This window comes from Streptomyces varsoviensis (assembly GCF_000718635.1).
GTDB lineage: Bacteria > Actinomycetota > Actinomycetes > Streptomycetales > Streptomycetaceae > Streptomyces > Streptomyces varsoviensis.
The window spans coordinates 407,202-425,225 of sequence record NZ_JOBF01000013.1 but is presented as its reverse complement, the minus strand read 5'-3'; the positions used below and the strand labels follow the sequence as shown (position 1 = coordinate 425,225).

Sequence of the window (18,024 nt, the reverse complement as noted above, 5' to 3'; positions counted from 1 at the left end):
CGGGCCCGCGGCCGTCGCTGCGAGCTGCGAGAGGGGCGCGTTACGGGCGCGAGGCGGCCACCAGTTCCGCGGCCTCTTCCGGCGTGGAGACGGAGGGGGGCGAGCCGGGGAGGGGGCGGCGCGCGGTCTCCTTCATGGTGACGACGGCGATGACGCCGACCAGGGCGGCGAGCATGGTGTAGTACGCGGGCATCATGTCGTTGCCGGTGCCGCTGACCAGGCCCTCGACCACGAGCGGGGTGGTGCCGCCGAAGAGGGAGACGGAGATGTTGAAGGCGATCGACAGGGAGCCGTAGCGCACGTCCGTGGGGAAGAGCGCGGGCAGCGAGGACGACATCACGCTCACGTACGGCAGCAGGCACAGGCCCAGGATCAGCAGGCCCGCGAAGACCGGGACGACCGTGCCCATCTTGATCAGCAGGAAGCAGGGCACGGAGAGCACCAGGAAGCCGAGCGAACCGGCCATCATGACGGGTTTGCGGCCGATGCGGTCGGAGAGGCGTCCGACGAAGGTGATCGCGGCCATCAGGACCAGCATCACGATGATGATCGACACGAGGGCGTCGGTGGAGTCGTAGCCGATGCTGTTCGACAGGTAGGTGGGCATGTACGACAGCAGCATGTAGTCGGTGACGTTGAACGCCGCGACGAGTGCGATGCACAGCACCATCGGGCGCCACTGCGTCGTCAGTATCTGCCGGAACGGAGTGCTCTCCCGCTTCTCGAACGCGCCCTCCGACTCCAGCTTCTGGAAGGCCGGCGTCTCGTCCAGCTTGAGCCGCATATAGAGGCCGACCAGCCCGATCGGGCCCGCGACCAGGAACGGGACGCGCCAGCCCCAGGACTCCATGGAGGAGTCGGAGAGCGTCACCGTCAGGATCGTGATGAGCCCGGCGGCGGCCGTGTAGCCGATCAGCGTGCCGAACTCCAGGAAGCTGCCGAAGAAGCCGCGGCGGCGGTCCGGCGCGTACTCCGCGATGAAGGTGGACGCGCCGCCGTACTCGCCGCCCGTGGAGAAGCCCTGGAGCATCCGGAAGACGATCAGCAGGACCGGGGCCCAGAAGCTGATCGACTGGTAGCCGGGGATCAGCCCTATGGCGAGGGTGCTCGACGCCATCATGATCATGGTGAGCGACAGGACCTTCTTGCGGCCGATCCGGTCCCCCAGCGGCCCGAAGACCATGCCGCCCAACGGGCGCACCAGGAACGCGGCCGCGAACGTCGCGAAGGACGAGAGCAACTGCGCCGTGTCGTTCCCCGACGGAAAGAAGACCTTGCCGATGGTGACCGCGAGATAGCTGTAGATCCCGAAGTCGAACCACTCCATCGCGTTGCCCAGCGCCGCGGCCTTGACCGCCCGCTTGACCGCCGTCTCGTCCGTGACCGTGATGTCCGTGCGCCGCAGCGGCGGGTTCGAGCGGCGCGCGGCGGCGCGGACGAGGGGGCGGTGCCGGGTGACGGCCGGGGCTTCGAGTTCTTGCTGAACAGGCACGGGCGGCTTTCGGTCGGGGACAGGTTCATAGCGCAACTACCCAGTGATACCTGGTTCATCCCCGGTGACTTATCTGGACGAAAGCCACTTTCGGGCAGGACTACAGTCCCTTGGTCGCTGCGACCACTAGGGCCGATCACCCTATTTGATGGCGGATTACCCTATTCAACCGGGGTAGGTCCGTAATGAACGCTAACAGACCGTAGCGGGGGTTACGGGCGGTAAAACGCATAGGTGACGGATCGGCCCGGTCAGCGCCCTTGGGGACGCTCCGCCGACCGCAGCGACCGCGGGCGACCGCTCAGACCGTCAGCACGACCTTCCCGAACAGGTCGCCGCCCGCCATCTTCTCGAACCCCTCCCGCGCCCGGTCCAACGGCAGCACCGAGTCGATCACCGGCCGTACGCCCTTCGCCGCGCAGAAGCTCAGCAGCCCGGCCAGCTCCTCCTTGGAACCCATCGTCGAACCGACGATCTTCAGCTCCAGGAAGTAGACCCGGTTCAGCTCGGTGGCCTCCGGGTGCGGGCCGCTGGTCGCGCCCGAGATGACGAGGGTGCCGCCGGGCCGCAGCGACTTCAGCGAGTGCGACCACGTCGCGGCGCCGACCGTCTCGATCACCGCGTCCACCCGCCGCGGCAGCCGCTCGCCCGGCTCGTACGCGCCCTCCGCGCCCAGCTCCACCGCGCGCTCGCGCTTGGCCGCGTGCCGGCTGGTCGCGAACACCCGCAGCCCGGCCGCCGCCCCCAGCACGATCGCCGCCGTCGCCACCCCGCCGCCCGCGCCCTGCACGAGAACGGTGTCCCCCGGCCGTACGCCCGCGTTCGTGAACAGCATCCGATACGCCGTCAGCCACGCCGTGGGCAGGCAGGCCGCCTCCTCGAAGGACAGCTCTTGCGGCTTGGGCAGCACATTCCACGCCGGTACGGCCACGCGCTCGGCGAACGTCCCCTGATACCGCTCGGTGAGGATCGAACGCCGCTCCTCCGGCCCCACCCCGTGGCCCGTCTGCCCGATCACCGAGTGGAGGACGACCTCATTGCCGTCCGCGTCCACCCCGGCCGCGTCGCAGCCCAGAATCATCGGCAACGACTCCTCGCCCAGCCCCACCCCGCGCAGCGACCACAGGTCGTGGTGGTTGAGGGAGGCCGCTTTCACATCGACGACCGTCCACCCCGCCCGCCCATCGACGGTGGGCTCGGGCCGCTCCCCCGTCTCAAGCCCGTTCAACGGCTGGTCACGGTCGATCCTGGCAGCATAAGCAGCGAACATGATCCCAACCTAGGCCGCCACCAGCCACCGCGAAAGTGGGCATGCGCCCCGCCCCCGTACGGCCCGCGCGTCCGGCCCAGCTCAGCCCCCGGGCGCCCCGTACGAGCGCGGGTCCGTACAGCCCCGCGCGGCGTCCGGGGCCGCACGCCCCGAGGACCACGCGGCCGGTACGGCTCACGTGCCCGTACAGCCGACGCGGCATGCCCCGAGACCCGCGCGGTCGGCACAGCTCACGTGCCCGTACAACCATGGCGGCGTCCAGGGCCGCACGGAGACCCAAGCCGCCGGTACAGCCAGCACGGCGTCCTGGGGGCGCGTGCCCCCGAGACCCGCACCGCCGGTACAGCCCACGCGCCCGTACGGCCGACGCGGCCTCCGAGGCCGCGAAGCCCCGAGACCCGCACCGCCGGTGCGGCCCGCGCGGCGCCCGGGGCCGCAGAGGGCCGAAATCCGCGTGGCCGGTACCGGCCACGCGCCCGTACAACCAACGCGGCCCCGGGGGCCGCAAAGATCCGCGCCCCGCGCGGTCGGCGCGAGCCACGAGGCCGCACGGCCGGCACAGCCAGTGCAGCCCGCACGGCCAGTGCAGCCGGCACAGCCAGTGCAGCCCGTACGGCCAGTACAACCGGCACCGCCAGTGCAGCCGGCACGGCCGGACAGCCCGCACGGCCAGTACAAGCCCGTACGGCCCGTACAGCCGAGTACGGCCCACGAGCCCGTACGGCCAGTACAACCGTCAGCGGCGGGCGACGCCTTCCGCTCGGGCCGCCGCCGCGACCGCGGCGGTGACCGCCGGGGCGACGCGCTCGTCGAAGGGGGACGGGATGACGACGTCCGGGCTGAGGTCGTCGGCGACGACGGAGGCGAGCGCCTCGGCGGCGGCGAGCTTCATGCCCTCGGTGATCTCGGTGGCGCGCACCTGGAGGGCGCCCGCGAAGATGCCGGGGAAGGCGAGGACGTTGTTGATCTGGTTCGGGTAGTCGCTGCGGCCGGTGGCGACGACGGCCGCGTACTTGTGAGCGACCTCCGGGTGGATCTCCGGGTTCGGGTTGGCCATCGCGAAGATGAACGCGCCGGGCGCCATCTTGGCCACCGCCTCCTCCGGCACCGTGCCGCCGCTGACGCCGATGAAGACGTCCGCGCCGTCGAGCGCGTCGGCCAGGGAGCCCTGCCGGCCGGCCCTGTTGGTGAAGCCGGCGACCTGGCGCTTCACGTCGGTGAGGTCCGTACGGTCGGCGGAGACGACGCCCTTGCGGTCGCAGACCGCGACGTCCCCGATGCCCGCCTCGGTGAGGATCTTGGCGATGGCCACCCCGGCGGCGCCCGCCCCGGAGATGACCGCGCGCAGCTCGCCGAGCGCGCGTCCGGTCAGCCGCGCGGCGTTGCGCAGGGCGGCGAGCGTGACGACGGCGGTGCCGTGCTGGTCGTCGTGGAAGACCGGGACGTCGAGCCGCTCCTGGAGCCGGCGTTCGATCTCGAAGCAACGGGGCGCGGAGATGTCCTCCAGGTTCACGCCGCCGAACGACGGCGCGAGCCGCACCACGGTCTCGACGATCTCGTCCACGTCCTGGGTGGCGAGCGCGATCGGGATCGCGTCGACGCCGCCGAACTGCTTGAAGAGGATGGCCTTGCCCTCCATCACCGGGAGGGACGCCTCGGGCCCGATGTCCCCGAGGCCGAGCACCGCGCTGCCGTCCGTCACGACGGCCACGACCTGGGACTTCCAGGTGTAGTCGTGGACGAGTTCGGGCTGCTCCGCGATGGCGCTGCACACCTTGGCCACGCCGGGCGTGTAGGCGAGCGACAGGTCGTCCCGGTCGCGCACCGGCACCGTCGCCTGGATGGCCATCTTGCCGCCGCGGTGCAGCGCGAAGGCCGCGTCGAACGGCTCGTCTCGGGCGGTGTCCGTACCGGCGTCGCCGTCGGCGCCGGTGTCACTGCCGTGTTCGCTGCTGTCGCTGCTGTCGCTGCTGTCGCTGCGAGGATTCACAATCTCCGCTGACACTTCTGACCCCTTTGTCATCTGTACGTCGAGGGTTACCGCCCCAGGTTGCGGAGCGGGCGGGCACCGCGTCCGTGGCCCGGCCGGCGGATGGGCCGCCGCGCGGGGGCTGATACGGACGCCGGGCGCGCCGCACGCGCGCCCCGAGCCCCGGGTGAGGGGTGTAGCCCACCTTTCTAGCGCAAGTCCCGGAGCGGTTACGAGTCGCTTTCGTCACGTGGAGGACGCCGGAGGGGGCCGGGTAATTCCCCAAGGCCCGAGGTCAGGGCCGGATTCGGGGTCGGCTAGGGGGCTGGGATGGGCCGGCGAGAGGCCGGGAAGGGGGTGGCCGGGGCCGTGAACCAGTCCTGGCGTCGCCCCCGCCCGCGTACGGCGCGAGCCAACGGCCCCAAGGTGCGCAAACCGCACGATTCACGGCGAGCATCCCGCATAGCGAGACAAGGCGACTGTGAGCCAGATCTCTTCTCTCCGTACCGTGCAGTGGGACATCCGCCCCCACGGTCCGGCCGTCGCACGGGAAGAGCCCGTTATCCGATTTTGACATCGCAGGCCCCCCGATCGGCGCCGTCCAGATGGCAAGATGCCCAAATCACACGAGGTCGCGAGGCCCGATGGTGTGTGCTCCGACCAGTTCGGCTACTCCCTCACTCGCAGGAGGAACCAGCAATGACCGCAAGCACCACCCCGCGTCCGACCGCCGCCAGGAGCCGTTTGGCCGCCGTCGGCGCGATCGCGGTCGCCGGCGCCCTGCTGCTCACGGGCTGTGGCGACCAGACGAAGAAGTCCGGCGGCGACCGGGCGTCGTCCTCCAAGGCCCCGCTGCACGACAAGCTGCCCCAGCGGATCCAGGACGCCGGCGTCGTCAAGGTCGGTTCCGACATCGCGTACCCGCCCGTCGAGTTCAAGAAGGAGGGCACGACGGTCGGCCTCGACCCGGACATCGCGGCGGCCATCGGCAAGCAGTTGGGCGTCGAGTTCCAGTTCAACAACGCCACCTTCGACACCCTGCTGGCCGGCCTGCGCTCCAAGCGCTACGACGTGGCGATGTCCGCGATGACGGACAACAAGGACCGGCAGACGGGCGTGGACCCCGACACGAAGAAGAAGGTCGGCGAGGGCGTCGACTTCGTCGACTACTTCTCGGCGGGCGTCTCGATCTACACCCCGAAGGGCAAGACGCAGGGCATCAAGGGCTGGGACGACCTGTGCGGCAAGAAGATCGTGGTGCAGCGCGGCACGGTCTCGCACGACAAGGCCAAGGACCAGTCGAAGAAGTGCGGTTCGAACCCGATCAAGATCGAGGCGTTCGACGATGACGTGCAGGCCCAGACCCGGCTGCGCGGCGGCGGCGCGGACGCCGGCTCCAGCGACTTCCCGGTGGCCGCGTACGCCGTGAAGACCTCGGGCGGCGGCAAGGACTTCGAGATGGTCGGCGACCAGATCCAGGCGGCCCCGTACGGCATGGCGCTCAGCAAGGACCAGACGCAGTTGCGGGACGCGATCAAGGCCGGGCTCGACGCGATCATCAAGAACGGCGAGTACCAGAAGATCCTCGACAAGTGGGGCGTCTCGGCCGGCGCGCTCAAGGAGGCCAAGGTCAACGGCGGCGCCGGGGCTTGAAGGGCGGGCGTGGCCGCGCGTACCCCGGTGCCGAGACGGGCGGGCAAGGCCGCGCCCGGGTCGGGCCCGGGGCGGGTCGCCGAGTCCACGCCCGGGTCCGCCTCCAAGCCCACACTCGGGTCCGCGTCCGAGCCACCGCCCGAGTCCGCGTCCAGGCCCGCGTCCAGGCCCGCGTCCGAGTCCGTTCCGAAGCGGGCTGGTAAGGCCGCGCGCAAGTCGGGTTCGAAGCGGTCGCGGTGAGTCCGCGTCCACATCGGGGGCGAAGCGGTCGCGGTGAGTCCGCGTCCGACCCGTCACCGACCCGCCATCGAGCCGTTCCGCCGAAAGGTCCTGCTGAAAGGCAACACCGTGACTGACAAGCTCAACAAGGCGGAGGAGCCGGGCGACGCGCCTCCTCCCACCCCCGCCGCCGTGCCGGAGGTCATCAGGGCCGTACCCGTACGGCACTACGGGCGCTGGGTCTCGGCCGTCATCACGGTCGCCCTCCTGGTGCTGCTCGTCAACGCCTTCGCCCAGGGGAAGCTGAACTGGGGCGCCGTCCCCGACTACTTCTTCGACGACGACATCCTCAAGGGCGTCCGGAACACCATATGGATCACCATCTGCGCGATGGTCGTCGGCGTGGTCCTCGGCATCATCCTGGCCGTCATGCGGCTGTCGAAGAACCCGGTGACCTCGTCGATCGCCTGGGGCTACATCTGGTTCTTCCGCGGCACGCCCGTCTACGTGCAGTTGCTGGTCTGGTTCAACCTGGGCCTGGTCTTCGAGTACATCAACCTGGGTCCGATCTACAAGGACTACTGGTCGTCCTTCATGACCCCGTTCCTGGCCGCCCTGCTGGGGCTCGGCCTGAACGAGGCGGCCTATATGGCCGAGATCTGCCGGGCCGGCATCCAGTCGGTCGACGAGGGGCAGACCGAGGCGTCGCACGCGCTGGGCATGAGCCAGGGAAAGACGCTGCGCCGGGTCGTGCTGCCGCAGGCGATGCGGGTGATCGTGCCGCCGACGGGCAATGAGTTCATCAACATGCTCAAGACCACGTCGCTGGTGATCGCCGTGCAGTACTACGACCTGCTGCAGGCCGCCTCGAACGTCGGCCGGACCTCCGGCGCGACGGTGGAGATGCTCTTCCTGGCGGCCGCCTGGTACCTGGTGCTGACCAGCGTGCTCAGCGTCGGCCAGTACTACCTGGAGCGGCGGTTCGCGCGCGGCTCCCTGCGCCAGTTGCCGCAGACCCCGTGGCAGAAGGTCAGGACCAACCTGTTCTCGCTGAGGACCCGGAGGGGGAACGTATGACCGCCATGGTGAAGGCCGAGGGCGTCCACAAGTCCTTCGGCCCGACGCACGTACTCAAGGGCATCGACCTGGAGGTCGCCCCCCGCGAGGTGTTCTGCCTGATCGGCCCGTCCGGCTCCGGCAAGTCCACCTTCCTGCGGTGCATCAACCACCTGGAGAAGATCAACGCCGGCCGGCTGTCGGTCGACGGCGAACTGGTCGGCTACCGGCAGCAGGGCAACAAGCTGTACGAGCTGAAGGACCGCGAGGTCGCCGAGAAGCGGCGCGACATCGGCATGGTCTTCCAGCGCTTCAACCTGTTCCCGCACATGACGGCGATCGAGAACGTCATGGAGGCCCCCGTGCAGGTGAAGCGGGAGGCCAAGGCGGTGGCGCGGGAGCGGGCGGAGCGGCTGCTCGACCGCGTCGGGCTGGCCGACAAGGCCGCGAACTACCCGGCGCAGCTCTCCGGCGGCCAGCAGCAGCGGGTGGCCATCGCGCGGGCGCTGGCCATGGAGCCGAAGCTGATGCTCTTCGACGAGCCGACCTCGGCGCTCGACCCGGAGCTGGTCGGCGACGTGCTGGACGTGATGCGCTCGCTGGCCGAGGACGGCATGACGATGATCGTGGTGACGCACGAGATGGGGTTCGCGCGGGAGGTCGGCGACTCGGTCGTGTTCATGGACGACGGGGTGGTGGTCGAGGCGGGGCACCCGCGGGAGGTGCTGACGAACCCGCGGCACGAGCGGACGAAGTCGTTCCTGTCGAAGGTGCTGTAGGGGCGGGGGCGGGGGGCGAGAGGGAGACCCCCCGGGGGCCGGAGATCCCGCGGGGGCCGGAGATCCCGCGGGGGCCGGAGATCCCGCGGGGGTCGGAGATCCCGCGGGGGTCGGAGATCCCGCGGGGGTCGGAGATCCCGCGGGCCCGGAGATCCCGCGGGGGTCGGAGATCCCGCGGGCCCGGAGATCCCGCGGGGGTCGGAGATCCCGCGGGGGTCGGAGATCCCGCGGGGGTCGGAGATCCCGCGGGGCCCGGAGCGCCCCCCGGGCCCCAGAGGCACCAAAACCCTTGGGCCCCGAGGCCCCGCCCCACAGCCTCCGAGCCCCGAAGATCACTTCAGACCGAGCACCAGGGCGTCCGAGGGCGAGCACCACACGGCCCGCGCCTCGCCGAAGCCGGCCTCGCGGAGGGTGCGGACATGCCAGTCGACCGATGGCGTGTCGCCGTCGGCGTGCTCGCCGTAGATCTTGAAGCGTTCGGCGGTCGGCCCGGCGAGGAGCGGGTCGGCGGCGGCGAGGTCCCACCAGTCGCGCCAGTCGAGAGCGCCCTCGGCCTTGGCCCGTTCCTGCCGGGCGTGGCGCAGGGCGCGGTCGGCCTCGTTGATGCGGGGCGTGGTGTCGTCGGGCATGTGGTCGGCGTTCATGAAGACGCCGCCGTCCCGGACGAGACGGCCGACCTGCCCGTACAGGGCGCGCAGCGGGTCGTCGTGCAGCCAGTGGAGGGCGGTGGCGGTGAGTACGGCGTCATATGTGTCGTACGGGAGGCGGGCCGGCCAGTCGGGGTCCTTGAGGTCCGCGGTGACGAACTCGACGCGCGAGTCGCCGTCGAAGGTGCCGCGGGCGATGGTCAGCAGCGCGGGGTCGAGGTCGACGCCGGTGCTGACGGCCTCGGGGAACCGCTTCAGCAGCCGGTCCGAGATACTGCCGGTGCCGCAGGCGAGGTCCAGCACGCGGGGCGCGGGGCCGACGAGCGCCTCGACCATGTCGAGCATGACGCGGAACCGCTCCTCGCGGTCCGGCATGTACCACTCCTGCTGGCGGTCCCAACTGGCCTGCCAGGCCGCCCAGTCCGCGGGGGTGGTGGGCTGTGCCGTGTGTGTCATCGCGACCCCTCCGATTCGTAATACCCTCGATTGAGAACCGACCATTACCGACCGGGCACCACCGACCCTAGACCGCTCCCGTAAGGACCACAAGTGGAACTGGCCTATTACTCGGACTACGCCGTACGGCTGGTCAACAGCGAGGAGCCCGCGCGCGGGGTCGACACGCTCACCTCCGCGGACGCGGTGCGCGAACTCTTCGGCAACGGCGCGCAGGCCGCCCGCCGCATCGCCGACGCCGATGTCACGCGGCTGCGGTCCGTACGGGCGAGGCTGCGGGCCGTCTTCGAGGCGGCGAACGAGGACGACGAGGTACGGGCGGTGGACCTGCTCAACGCGCTGCTGATCGAGTTCCCGGTCAGCCCGCAGATCTCCGGCCACGAGTTCCGTGACGACAACGGCCGCCCCAAGTGGCACATGCACATCGCGGACCACGCGGTGAACGCGAGCGCGACCTACACGGCGACGGCGTGCATGGGGCTGGCCGTGCACCTCACCGAGTACGGCGTCGACCGCCTCGGCATCTGCCAGGCCGCACCCTGCCGCAACGCGTACCTCGACACGTCCACCAACCGCTCCCGCCGGTACTGCTCGGACCGGTGTGCGACACGCGCGAACGTGGCGGCGTACCGCGCGCGCAAACGCGAGGAGCGGGAGGGACGAGAGGGACGCGAGGGACCAGCGCGGGAGCGGCCGCGTACGGACTCAGCCGCCGCATCCCGCACAGACCCGCTCGCCCCGCCCCGTACGAACCCGGATGCTCCTGCCCGTACGAACCCGGACGCTCCTTCCCGTACGAACCCGGATGCTCCTGCCCGTACGAACCCGGGGGCCCCGCCCCGTACGAACCCGCTCGCGGCGAGCCGCGCCGAGGTGACGGCCTACCGGGCGAACGAGGACCGAGGCGAAGAGCGCGGCGAGGAACGCAGCACGGGCCGGACCGCGGAGGCGGCCCAGGAGAGCAGCGCCACCGCCGACCGCTGACCGGCGCGCGGCGGGCGGCGCAGCCGGACGACGGCGCGGGCGACGACGAACTCATCGGGGACGGCGCCGAACTCGCGGCTGTCGTTCTCCACATAGGGGTTGTCGCCCAGCACCCACCAGCCGCCCTCGCGCCGCTCGACGGCGCGCTTGACGATCAGCAGGTCCTGCCGGAACGGATGGCGCATCAGCACGATGTCGCCGGGCCGGACCGGCGCGCCGTACTGCACCACCAGGTGGTCGCCCGGGTTCAGGGTGGGCACCATCGATGGGTTGTACACCTCCGCCAGCCCGATCCGCAGCAGTCCCCGACGCTCGCGATCCCGCTCCTGCCCGCGGTCGTACACCAGCTCCTGATTCACGGCACCTCCCGGTCCGGTCCTCCGCCTGTCCCAGACTGACACTGGACTTTTGTCCTAAGCACCCCGGGGCACCCGAGAAAAGCCTTCCCACAGCGAGTAATCTCGCACCTGAGAAGACGATCACGAGGAAGGACAGCACATGCTTTCCCGCCTGTTCGCCCCAAAAGTAAAGGTCAGCGCGCACTGCGACCTCCCCTGCGGCGTCTATGACCCGGCCCAGGCCCGCATCGAGGCCGAGTCGGTCAAGGCCATCCAGGAGAAGTACCAGGCCAACGACGACCCCCACTACCGCGCCCGCGCCACCGTCATCAAGGAGCAGCGCGCCGAACTCGCCAAGCACCACGTCTCGGTGCTGTGGAGCGACTACTTCAAGCCCCCGCACTTCGAGAAGTACCCGGAGCTCCACCAGCTCGTCAACGACACCCTCAAGGCCCTGAGCACGGCCAAGGGCTCCACCGACCCCAAGACCGGCCAGGACGCCCTCGACCACATCGCCCAGATCGACAAGATCTTCTGGGAGACCAAGAAGGGCTGACCCGGCCCTGCTGACCGTTGTCAGCATGCTCACGACACACCGCTCGCCGGAGGCTGAGAGCCCTCCGGCGAGCGGTGTTTTTCCTGTTTCGCGTCGGTTTTCGTGTCGGTGCCGCAGCCCCACCGCCGAGCGACGGCCCGGGGGCTGCGGACGGCCGAGGGAAGGGCCTATCCGACCGTCAGTTCAGGTGGTCGTCCGCGTATACCGTCATCGCGGCGGCCTGGTACTCGGCGAGGCCGGGGGCGATCTTGTCGTAGTTGGCGCTCATGCGGGGGTCTTCGACGTAGGTGCGGCCGAGGCCCTTGTAGGCCTCCGCGTTGGGGGTCCAGTACTGGCAGACGCCCTGGTAGTGGGTGGCGATCTCGGCCTGGACCGTGGGGTGGGCTGCGGGGGCGCCAGCGGCCATGAGGTCGGCGAGGCGGATCATCTGGGCGGTGACCTCGCGCTGCCAGCGCTCCTTGTCGGCGTCGGTCATCGCCTGGATGGCCGGCTGGGCCTCCTCCCACGCGGCCGGCCAGCGCTCGCGCACCTCGGTGTCGTCGTAGTCGGGGTCGAAGCCCTCGAACAGGTTCTCCGGCCGGTTGATCTTCATCGTGCCGTTGTTCTCCACGGTGTCCTCCTGGTCCTCCAGTTCGGCGATGGTGCGCGCGACCGTGCGGGCGAGCGTCTCCAGCCGGTGCCGTTCCGCCAGCAGCCGCTGGTGGTGCTCGCGGAGTACGGTCACCCGGTCGGTCCGGCTGTCGAGGGCCGCGCGGATCTCGCGCAGCCCCACGCCCAACTCCCGCATCAGCAGGATCTGCTGCAACCGCAGCAGTTCGGACTCCTCGTAGTAACGGAGTCCGTTGCTCCCGGTCCGCGCCGGCGGCAGCAGGCCGATCGCGTCGTAGTGCCGCAGGGTCCGGGATGTCACCCCGGACATCCGGGACACCTCCGCGATCGACCAGGCCATGTCCTGTCTCCCATCACCGGGCCGGTCGTTCCGGCCGTGCGTACGACCGTAGGAGTTGACGTTGCGTCAACCACAAGCCGGAATGTTCGCTTCCGCCGTACCCCGGTTTGTCGTCTGGCATATGCCAAACGCATGCACAAACCCTCGGGACACGGATAACCGGTAGAAACCCTAAACGGTATGGAACCAGATATTCCAGGCGACTAGTTTCGATACGCCTTAGCGGTGAGTAGGGTATGGCCCGCTGCTGGTGGATCTTGCGAAAAGATCCGATTGAATTCAGTACGGACGGGACGTACGCGTGACTGGTGCCGTCTTCGGGATCGGGAGGGGATCGTGGCTGTTGACGCGTTCGAGGGGCAGTATGTGTGGCGTCCGGCGGCCGATGATCGTCAGTTGGCGCGAGCCTGTATGGACGTGCGAACCGGTCGGTATCTCAGTGCGCATGAAGCGTTGAAGGACGCCCGCGGCAAATTCGACCTCCGAGCGCACCGTTCTCTGGTACTGGCTTCCGAGGCGGCCGACTCGGATCTGGCCGAACGGTGGTTAGCGGAGGAACCAGGGGCGGAAGCCGCGCTGCTCTGGGCACGGGTGGCGATGCTGCGCGCGCTGCGCATGGCCGACGCGCACGACCGGCGCCAAGGGGCGCTCGTACGGATAGCGCAGAGCGCCTGCGAACGGGCGGCCGAGATGCTGCCCGAGGACCCCACGCCATGGGTGATACAACTCGCGCTCGCCCGGCTCCAGAAGGCGCGCGACCCCGCGCCCCCGGGGCTGCTGACCGCGCCGCCCGGGCCCTGGTATCTCTTCGCTCGCATTCTGCGGCTCGACCCCTGGAACCGGGAGGCGCACCACCGCTTCCTCGCGTACTTCTTCACACGCCACGGCGGCTCCGCCAGCGCTCGCTGGGACGTCGCCTCCTTCCTCAGCCAGCGCGCCCCCACCACGTCCGCGCTGCGGCTGCTCCCCCTGGTGGCCCTGGTCGAGGACTACGACCCCAACGCCCTGCTGGCCGACCGGACCTGGGAGCAGCCGCAATGGCGCGCGACCGCGATGGGCATCTATCACGGTTGGTTTCCCCAGGTGGCCGGCTACCCCTTCACACCGGTCCTGGACCTCGCCTATCTCGCGCACGCGCTCTACATGGCCAAATGCGAATTCGAGGCGCGCGAGGTATTCACGGCCATGGGCCCGTACGCATCCCGAATGCCCTGGAGCGCATTCGGCGAACCGGAGGAGCAACTGACCAAGGCGAGGCGTTCGTGCGGGCTTCCCGTACCCGGCGCCGCCTGATGAATCCGACACCGACCATCCACCACCGACCGATTTGACGTTTTCTCCGCCACATCATTCTGAATCTTTATCTTCATCTTCACCTTTCTCCCGCAGGCCGTCGTCCACCATAGAAATCCCGGGGTCCCACCGGCTCCCCGTTCTCGTCTCTTCCCTTCCATTCCCTTCCCGCTCTCCGCTCCTCCATCAGAAAGGCCACGTTTGTGTCCGAGCGCACATCCCTGTCCCGCTCGAAACCACGTCACGAGCCGGTCCCCGACGCCCTCGACGACGATGCCACTCTGCACGCCATGGGGTATCCGCGAAAACTCACCCGGAGATTCCGGGCCTTCGACAACTTCGCGATATCTTTCACCATCATCAACATCATCTCCGGCATCTTCTCCTCCTTCGGTTTCGGGATGAACGCCGGCGGCCCGTCGATTCTCGTCTTCGGCTGGATCGGTGTTTCCGTCATGGTGCTGTTCGTCGGCGCCTCGATGGGTGAGATCGCGTCCGCCTACCCGACCAGCGGCGCCCTGTACTTCTCCGCCGGCAAGCTCGCCAAGCGGCACCGCGGCGCCTGGTCCTGGTACACGGGCTGGCTGAACTTCGTCGGGCAGGTCGGCGGCACCGCCGCCACCAACTTCGCCGCCGCCACCTTCATCCAGGCGTTCATCTCCATGCAGTGGCCCTCCTACCAGGCCACGGCCCAGCACACGGTCGCCATCACCGCCGTGATCCTGCTGATCCAGGCGCTGGCCAACACCTACACCGTGCAGCTCGTCGCCGTGCTGAACCGGATCTCGGTGTGGTGGCTGCTGGTCGGCATGGTGATCATCGTGCTCACCCTCGTGCTGATCCCCACGCACCACCAGCCCGCCTCCTTCGTGACCCATTTCGCCAACAACACCGGATTCACCAGCGGGTTGTACGGCGGAATGCTCGGCCTGCTCGTCACGAGCTGGACCTTCACAGGATTCGACGGCAGTTTCCACATGTCCGAGGAAACCGTGCAGGCCACCGTCAACGCGCCCCGGGGCATCATGCGCGCGATCGCCTACTCCGCGATCGCCGGGCTCATCCTCATGCTCGCCCTGATCTACGCGATCCGCGATTACGCGCACGAGGCGAGCGCCACCGCGCCGCCGGTGCAGATTCTCATCGACGCGCTCGGCGCGGGCACCGCCAAGCTACTGCTGCTGATCGTGATCGGCGCGATGCTCTTCTGCGGGCTGGCCAACATGACCAGCAATACCCGGCAGATCTTCGCGTTCTCCCGCGACGGCGCGATGCCCGGCTCCCGTTGGTGGCATTCCGTGTCGCCGCGAACACGCACACCGGTCAAGGCCGTATGGCTCGCCGCCGCCTGCCCGCTGGTGCTGGTGATACCGGGCTGGTGGTCGCACACCGCGTTCACGGCCATTGTGAGCGTCAATGTCGTGGGGCTCTTCCTCGCCTACGGCGTGCCGATTTTCCTCCGGCTCCGGCTGAACGACTTCCAGCCCGGCCCCTGGAATCTGGGCCGTTACGGCAAGCTCGTCGCGGGCGTGGCCGTCGCCTGGATCGTGATCAGCAATGTGCTGTTCATGCTGCCGCAGGCATCCCCGATCACCCCGGCCTCCTTCAACTACGCGCCGATCGCGCTCGCCGTGGTCCTGCTGATCGCCACGGTCTGGTGGTTCGCCACCGCCCGCCGGCGCTTCCAGGGACCGGTCAGCTACGGCAGCCCCGACGAGGTGGCAGCCATGGACCTGATCTGATCGGAGCGGAACAGACAGCTCTGGACAGTAGGCGGGGCAGAGGGCCCCGCCCCCACCCGGGCCCAACGGCCCGTCAACTACGCGAGAGGAAACGCCAATACCATGCACCCCCTCGGCGAACTCACCGTCAGCACCGCCTCCCTGGACGAATGGCACCAGGTGGAGGAGTGGGCCGCCGAGGAGGGGTGGAACCCCGGCCGCGGCGACACGGCCACCTTCCACCCGATCGACCCGGCCGGCTTCTTCGTCGGCCGCCTGGAGCCGGGCGCCGCGCCCGTATCGGCGATATCGGTCGCCAACTACTCGGACGAGTACGCGTTCCTGGGCTACTACATGGTCCGCCCCGACCACCGCGGCCGGGGCCTCGGCCTCGCCACCTGGCGCACGGCGTTCCCGCACGCCGGCACCCGGACCGTCGGCCTGGACGGCGTCCCCGCCCAGCAGGCCACATACCAGCGGGCCGGTTTCGAGACCGCGTACCAGACCATCCGCTACACGGGCCGCCCCCGCGCGGGAGAGGGCCCGGTACGTACGGACGCGGGGCCCGCCGCCACGGGCGCGAATTCCGACCGTACGGGCGCGGGAGCGGCGCGTACGGGCGCGAATTCCGGCCGTACGGGCGCGGGTACGGCGCGTACGGGCCCGGACACGGACCCGGCCCGTACGGGCGCGGGCACGGCGACCGTCCCCGTCACCGCGGACCACCTCGACGCCATCGCCGCGTACGACCGGCGGTGCTTCCCCGCCGACCGCCGGGCCTTCCTCGGCCGATGGCTGACGGCCGCCGGTCGTACCGCGCGCGTACACCTGCGCGACGGTCAGGTGGCCGGGTACGGAGTGCTGCGCCCCGCCCGCGACGGCCACCGCGTCGGGCCGCTGTTCGCCGACAGCCGCGAGGCCGCCGAGGCGCTCTTCGACAGCCTCACCGCCGGTCTTGGCCCGGAGGAGACGGTTTCCCTCGACGTTCCCGACCCCCAGCGCTCCGCCCACGACCTCGCCACGGCCCACGGTCTCGCACCCGCCTCGCACACCGTCCGCATGTACGCCGGACCCGCACCGTCCGTCGGAACAGCACGCACGTACGGCGTCACCAGCCTCGAACTGGGCTGAGCGCGGACGCAACAGACGAAGGGCGGGCCGTCGACTCACCGGCGGCCCGCCCTTCGCGTAGCCCTACCCGAACCGCTTCACTCCGTCCCCCTCCCCGGTCCCGTAAGCCTCCCAAGGGGCAAGGCCCTCGCCGGTCGGGGAGCCCGTGGCCACGAAGGCGGCGAAGGCGGAGGCGAAGGCCGTGGAGAGGGTGCGGTCCGACGGAGTCGGGTGGCCGAGCATGGGGCTGGCGGCGAAGGCGTCGAATGTGCCGAAGAGGAAGGGGAGTTCGGAGCAGTGAGTTGCCCCCAAACCCGAATTGTCCGGTGACTCGCGGTCGAATTCGTAGACGTATGGCGGGGCGCCCTGTTCGGCGCGGGCGGCGGCGATTTCGAGGGTGGGGGTGCGCATCACGGTGTCCGTGAGGGGCTGGGCGTGGGGGCCGGCTCCTACGAAGGCCGTCATTTCGTCCTTCACCGTGCCGATCAGCAGGCCGGTCTCCCCCAGGTCCCCGTTCGCGACCGCCTGCGGCAGCGGGCTCGACGGCATTCCGGCGCCGCCCAGGACCGGGAACAGCGGCGGGTCGATGTGGCCCGACACGGCCAGGTCGGCGGAGAGTTGGGCGTAGGCGGCGAGGAGGCGTTCGACGGGGAGTTCGCGGAGCGCGTCGCCGGGGTTGGGGGCGCTGTCCACGCCCAGGAGGCGTACCAGCGCCGCCGTGTGGTCCCGCGCCTTGTCCGGGTCCTGCGGCTCCATGCCCCAGGGGCCGCTCTGGGCGATCACGCGGCGGATCAGCGGGCGGGTCTCCGGTACGAGCGCCAGGGCCAGGGACGCGTACGCGCCCGCCGACTGGCCGCCGACCGTGATCGCGCCGGGGTCGCCGCCGAAGGCCTCGGCGTTGGCGTGCACCCAGCGCAGCACCGCCGCCTGGTCGCGCACGCCGACGTTGTCAGTGCCGGGCTCCGGCAGGTGGAGGTAGCCCAGCGGCCCCAAGCGGTAGTTGGCCGTCACGACCACGATGTCGCCCAGGGCCGCCAGGCGCCCGCCGTCGTACCAGTCCCAACCACCTGAACCCGATGTAAAACCCCCACCGTGGAACCACAGCAGGACCGGGCGTCGGCCGTCGCGCTCCGACTCGCTCAGCAGCCTCGCCGGAGTCCATACGTTCAGGTTGAGCGAGTCGGCCTCCGCCCAGTTCGGGACGCGCTTGCCCATCACCGCCTCCAGCCGCGACGCGTTCTGCGGCACGGACGGGCCCGATCGCGCCGCGTCCCGCGTCTCGGACCAGCCCTCATGCGGCCGTGGCGGCGCGAAGCGCAGCTTCCCCACCGGCGACGCCGCGTACGGGATGCCGCGGAAGGCCGCCACCGCGCCTTCCACCACCCCCCGTACCCGGCCCCGGTCCGTCGTCACGACCGGGCGGTCTTCCACGGCGGCTGCCGGGGCCGTCGCCTCGCCCACCGTCGCCTCGCCCACCGTCGCCTCGCCCACCGCCGCCCCGTCCGTCCTCGCGCCGTCCGTCATCGTCGTCG

Annotated in this window: 14 protein-coding genes and 1 pseudogene; 8 read left to right on the top strand and 7 right to left on the bottom strand. The window is 70.2% G+C overall.

What is annotated here, in order from left to right:
• Positions 1 to 40: 40 nt before the first annotated feature.
• From proP to IF55_RS20480, 3 genes are all read right to left on the bottom strand, one after another.
• Entirely contained in the window at positions 41 to 1,492 is a 1,452-nt protein-coding gene (gene proP, locus IF55_RS20490; protein ID WP_030878781.1) for a glycine betaine/L-proline transporter ProP, read from the bottom strand.
• A 301-nt stretch (positions 1,493 to 1,793) separates the two neighbouring features.
• Positions 1,794 to 2,762: a zinc-binding dehydrogenase gene (locus IF55_RS20485; protein ID WP_030878779.1), complete on the bottom strand. Its 969-nt coding sequence runs from the start codon at positions 2,760 to 2,762 to the stop codon at positions 1,794 to 1,796.
• 736 nt (positions 2,763 to 3,498) lie between these two features.
• Positions 3,499 to 4,767: an NAD(P)-dependent malic enzyme gene (locus IF55_RS20480; protein WP_030878777.1), complete on the bottom strand. Its 1,269-nt coding sequence runs from the start codon at positions 4,765 to 4,767 to the stop codon at positions 3,499 to 3,501.
• A gap of 663 nt (positions 4,768 to 5,430) precedes the next feature.
• Between IF55_RS20480 and IF55_RS20475 the strand changes: the two genes are divergently transcribed.
• The 3 genes from IF55_RS20475 to IF55_RS20465 all read left to right on the top strand — a co-directional run bounded on the left by IF55_RS20475 (position 5,431) and on the right by IF55_RS20465 (position 8,438).
• Entirely contained in the window at positions 5,431 to 6,384 is a 954-nt protein-coding gene (locus IF55_RS20475) for an ABC transporter substrate-binding protein (protein ID WP_030878775.1), read from the top strand.
• 348 nt (positions 6,385 to 6,732) lie between these two features.
• Positions 6,733 to 7,680, top strand: a complete 948-nt coding sequence (locus tag IF55_RS20470; protein ID WP_030878772.1) for an amino acid ABC transporter permease — start codon at positions 6,733 to 6,735, stop codon at positions 7,678 to 7,680.
• Between the two features lie 5 nt (positions 7,681 to 7,685).
• A complete protein-coding gene (locus IF55_RS20465; protein WP_030878769.1) occupies positions 7,686 to 8,438 on the top strand; it encodes an amino acid ABC transporter ATP-binding protein in 753 nt (250 codons plus the stop codon).
• A 332-nt stretch (positions 8,439 to 8,770) separates the two neighbouring features.
• On the opposite strand, the gene IF55_RS20460 is transcribed toward IF55_RS20465, so the two are convergent.
• The gene (locus IF55_RS20460) at positions 8,771 to 9,541 is read right to left on the bottom strand and encodes a class I SAM-dependent methyltransferase (protein ID WP_030878766.1); all 771 of its coding nucleotides are present in this window, start codon (positions 9,539 to 9,541) and stop codon (positions 8,771 to 8,773) included.
• 93 nt (positions 9,542 to 9,634) lie between these two features.
• Between IF55_RS20460 and IF55_RS20455 the strand changes: the two are divergent.
• Positions 9,635 to 10,234 (top strand): annotated as a pseudogene (locus tag IF55_RS20455) (CGNR zinc finger domain-containing protein); the annotation flags it as partial.
• Between the two features lie 188 nt (positions 10,235 to 10,422).
• On the opposite strand, the gene sodX reads toward IF55_RS20455, so the two are convergent.
• The gene (gene sodX, locus IF55_RS20450; protein WP_398243117.1) at positions 10,423 to 10,884 is read right to left on the bottom strand and encodes a nickel-type superoxide dismutase maturation protease; all 462 of its coding nucleotides are present in this window, start codon (positions 10,882 to 10,884) and stop codon (positions 10,423 to 10,425) included.
• Positions 10,885 to 11,023: 139 nt separating this feature from the next.
• On the opposite strand from sodX, the gene sodN reads away from it, so the two are divergent.
• Entirely contained in the window at positions 11,024 to 11,419 is a 396-nt protein-coding gene (sodN, locus tag IF55_RS20445; RefSeq protein ID WP_030878757.1) for a superoxide dismutase, Ni, read from the top strand.
• Positions 11,420 to 11,597: 178 nt separating this feature from the next.
• Here the strand turns inward: sodN and IF55_RS20440 are convergent, their stop codons facing one another.
• Positions 11,598 to 12,368: a MerR family transcriptional regulator gene (locus IF55_RS20440; protein WP_030878755.1), complete on the bottom strand. Its 771-nt coding sequence runs from the start codon at positions 12,366 to 12,368 to the stop codon at positions 11,598 to 11,600.
• 336 nt (positions 12,369 to 12,704) lie between these two features.
• On the opposite strand from IF55_RS20440, the gene IF55_RS20435 reads away from it, so the two are divergent.
• The 3 genes from IF55_RS20435 to IF55_RS20425 all read left to right on the top strand — a co-directional run bounded on the left by IF55_RS20435 (position 12,705) and on the right by IF55_RS20425 (position 16,513).
• Entirely contained in the window at positions 12,705 to 13,661 is a 957-nt protein-coding gene (locus IF55_RS20435) for a hypothetical protein (RefSeq protein WP_211270010.1), read from the top strand.
• Between the two features lie 290 nt (positions 13,662 to 13,951).
• Positions 13,952 to 15,403, top strand: coding sequence for an amino acid permease (locus IF55_RS20430; protein WP_037963504.1), 1,452 nt, complete (start codon positions 13,952 to 13,954; stop codon positions 15,401 to 15,403).
• A 102-nt stretch (positions 15,404 to 15,505) separates the two neighbouring features.
• The gene (locus IF55_RS20425; protein WP_030878747.1) at positions 15,506 to 16,513 is read left to right on the top strand and encodes a GNAT family N-acetyltransferase; all 1,008 of its coding nucleotides are present in this window, start codon (positions 15,506 to 15,508) and stop codon (positions 16,511 to 16,513) included.
• A gap of 63 nt (positions 16,514 to 16,576) precedes the next feature.
• On the opposite strand, the gene IF55_RS20420 is transcribed toward IF55_RS20425, so the two are convergent.
• Entirely contained in the window at positions 16,577 to 18,016 is a 1,440-nt protein-coding gene (locus IF55_RS20420; RefSeq protein WP_078644777.1) for a carboxylesterase/lipase family protein, read from the bottom strand.
• Positions 18,017 to 18,024: the final 8 nt, after the last annotated feature.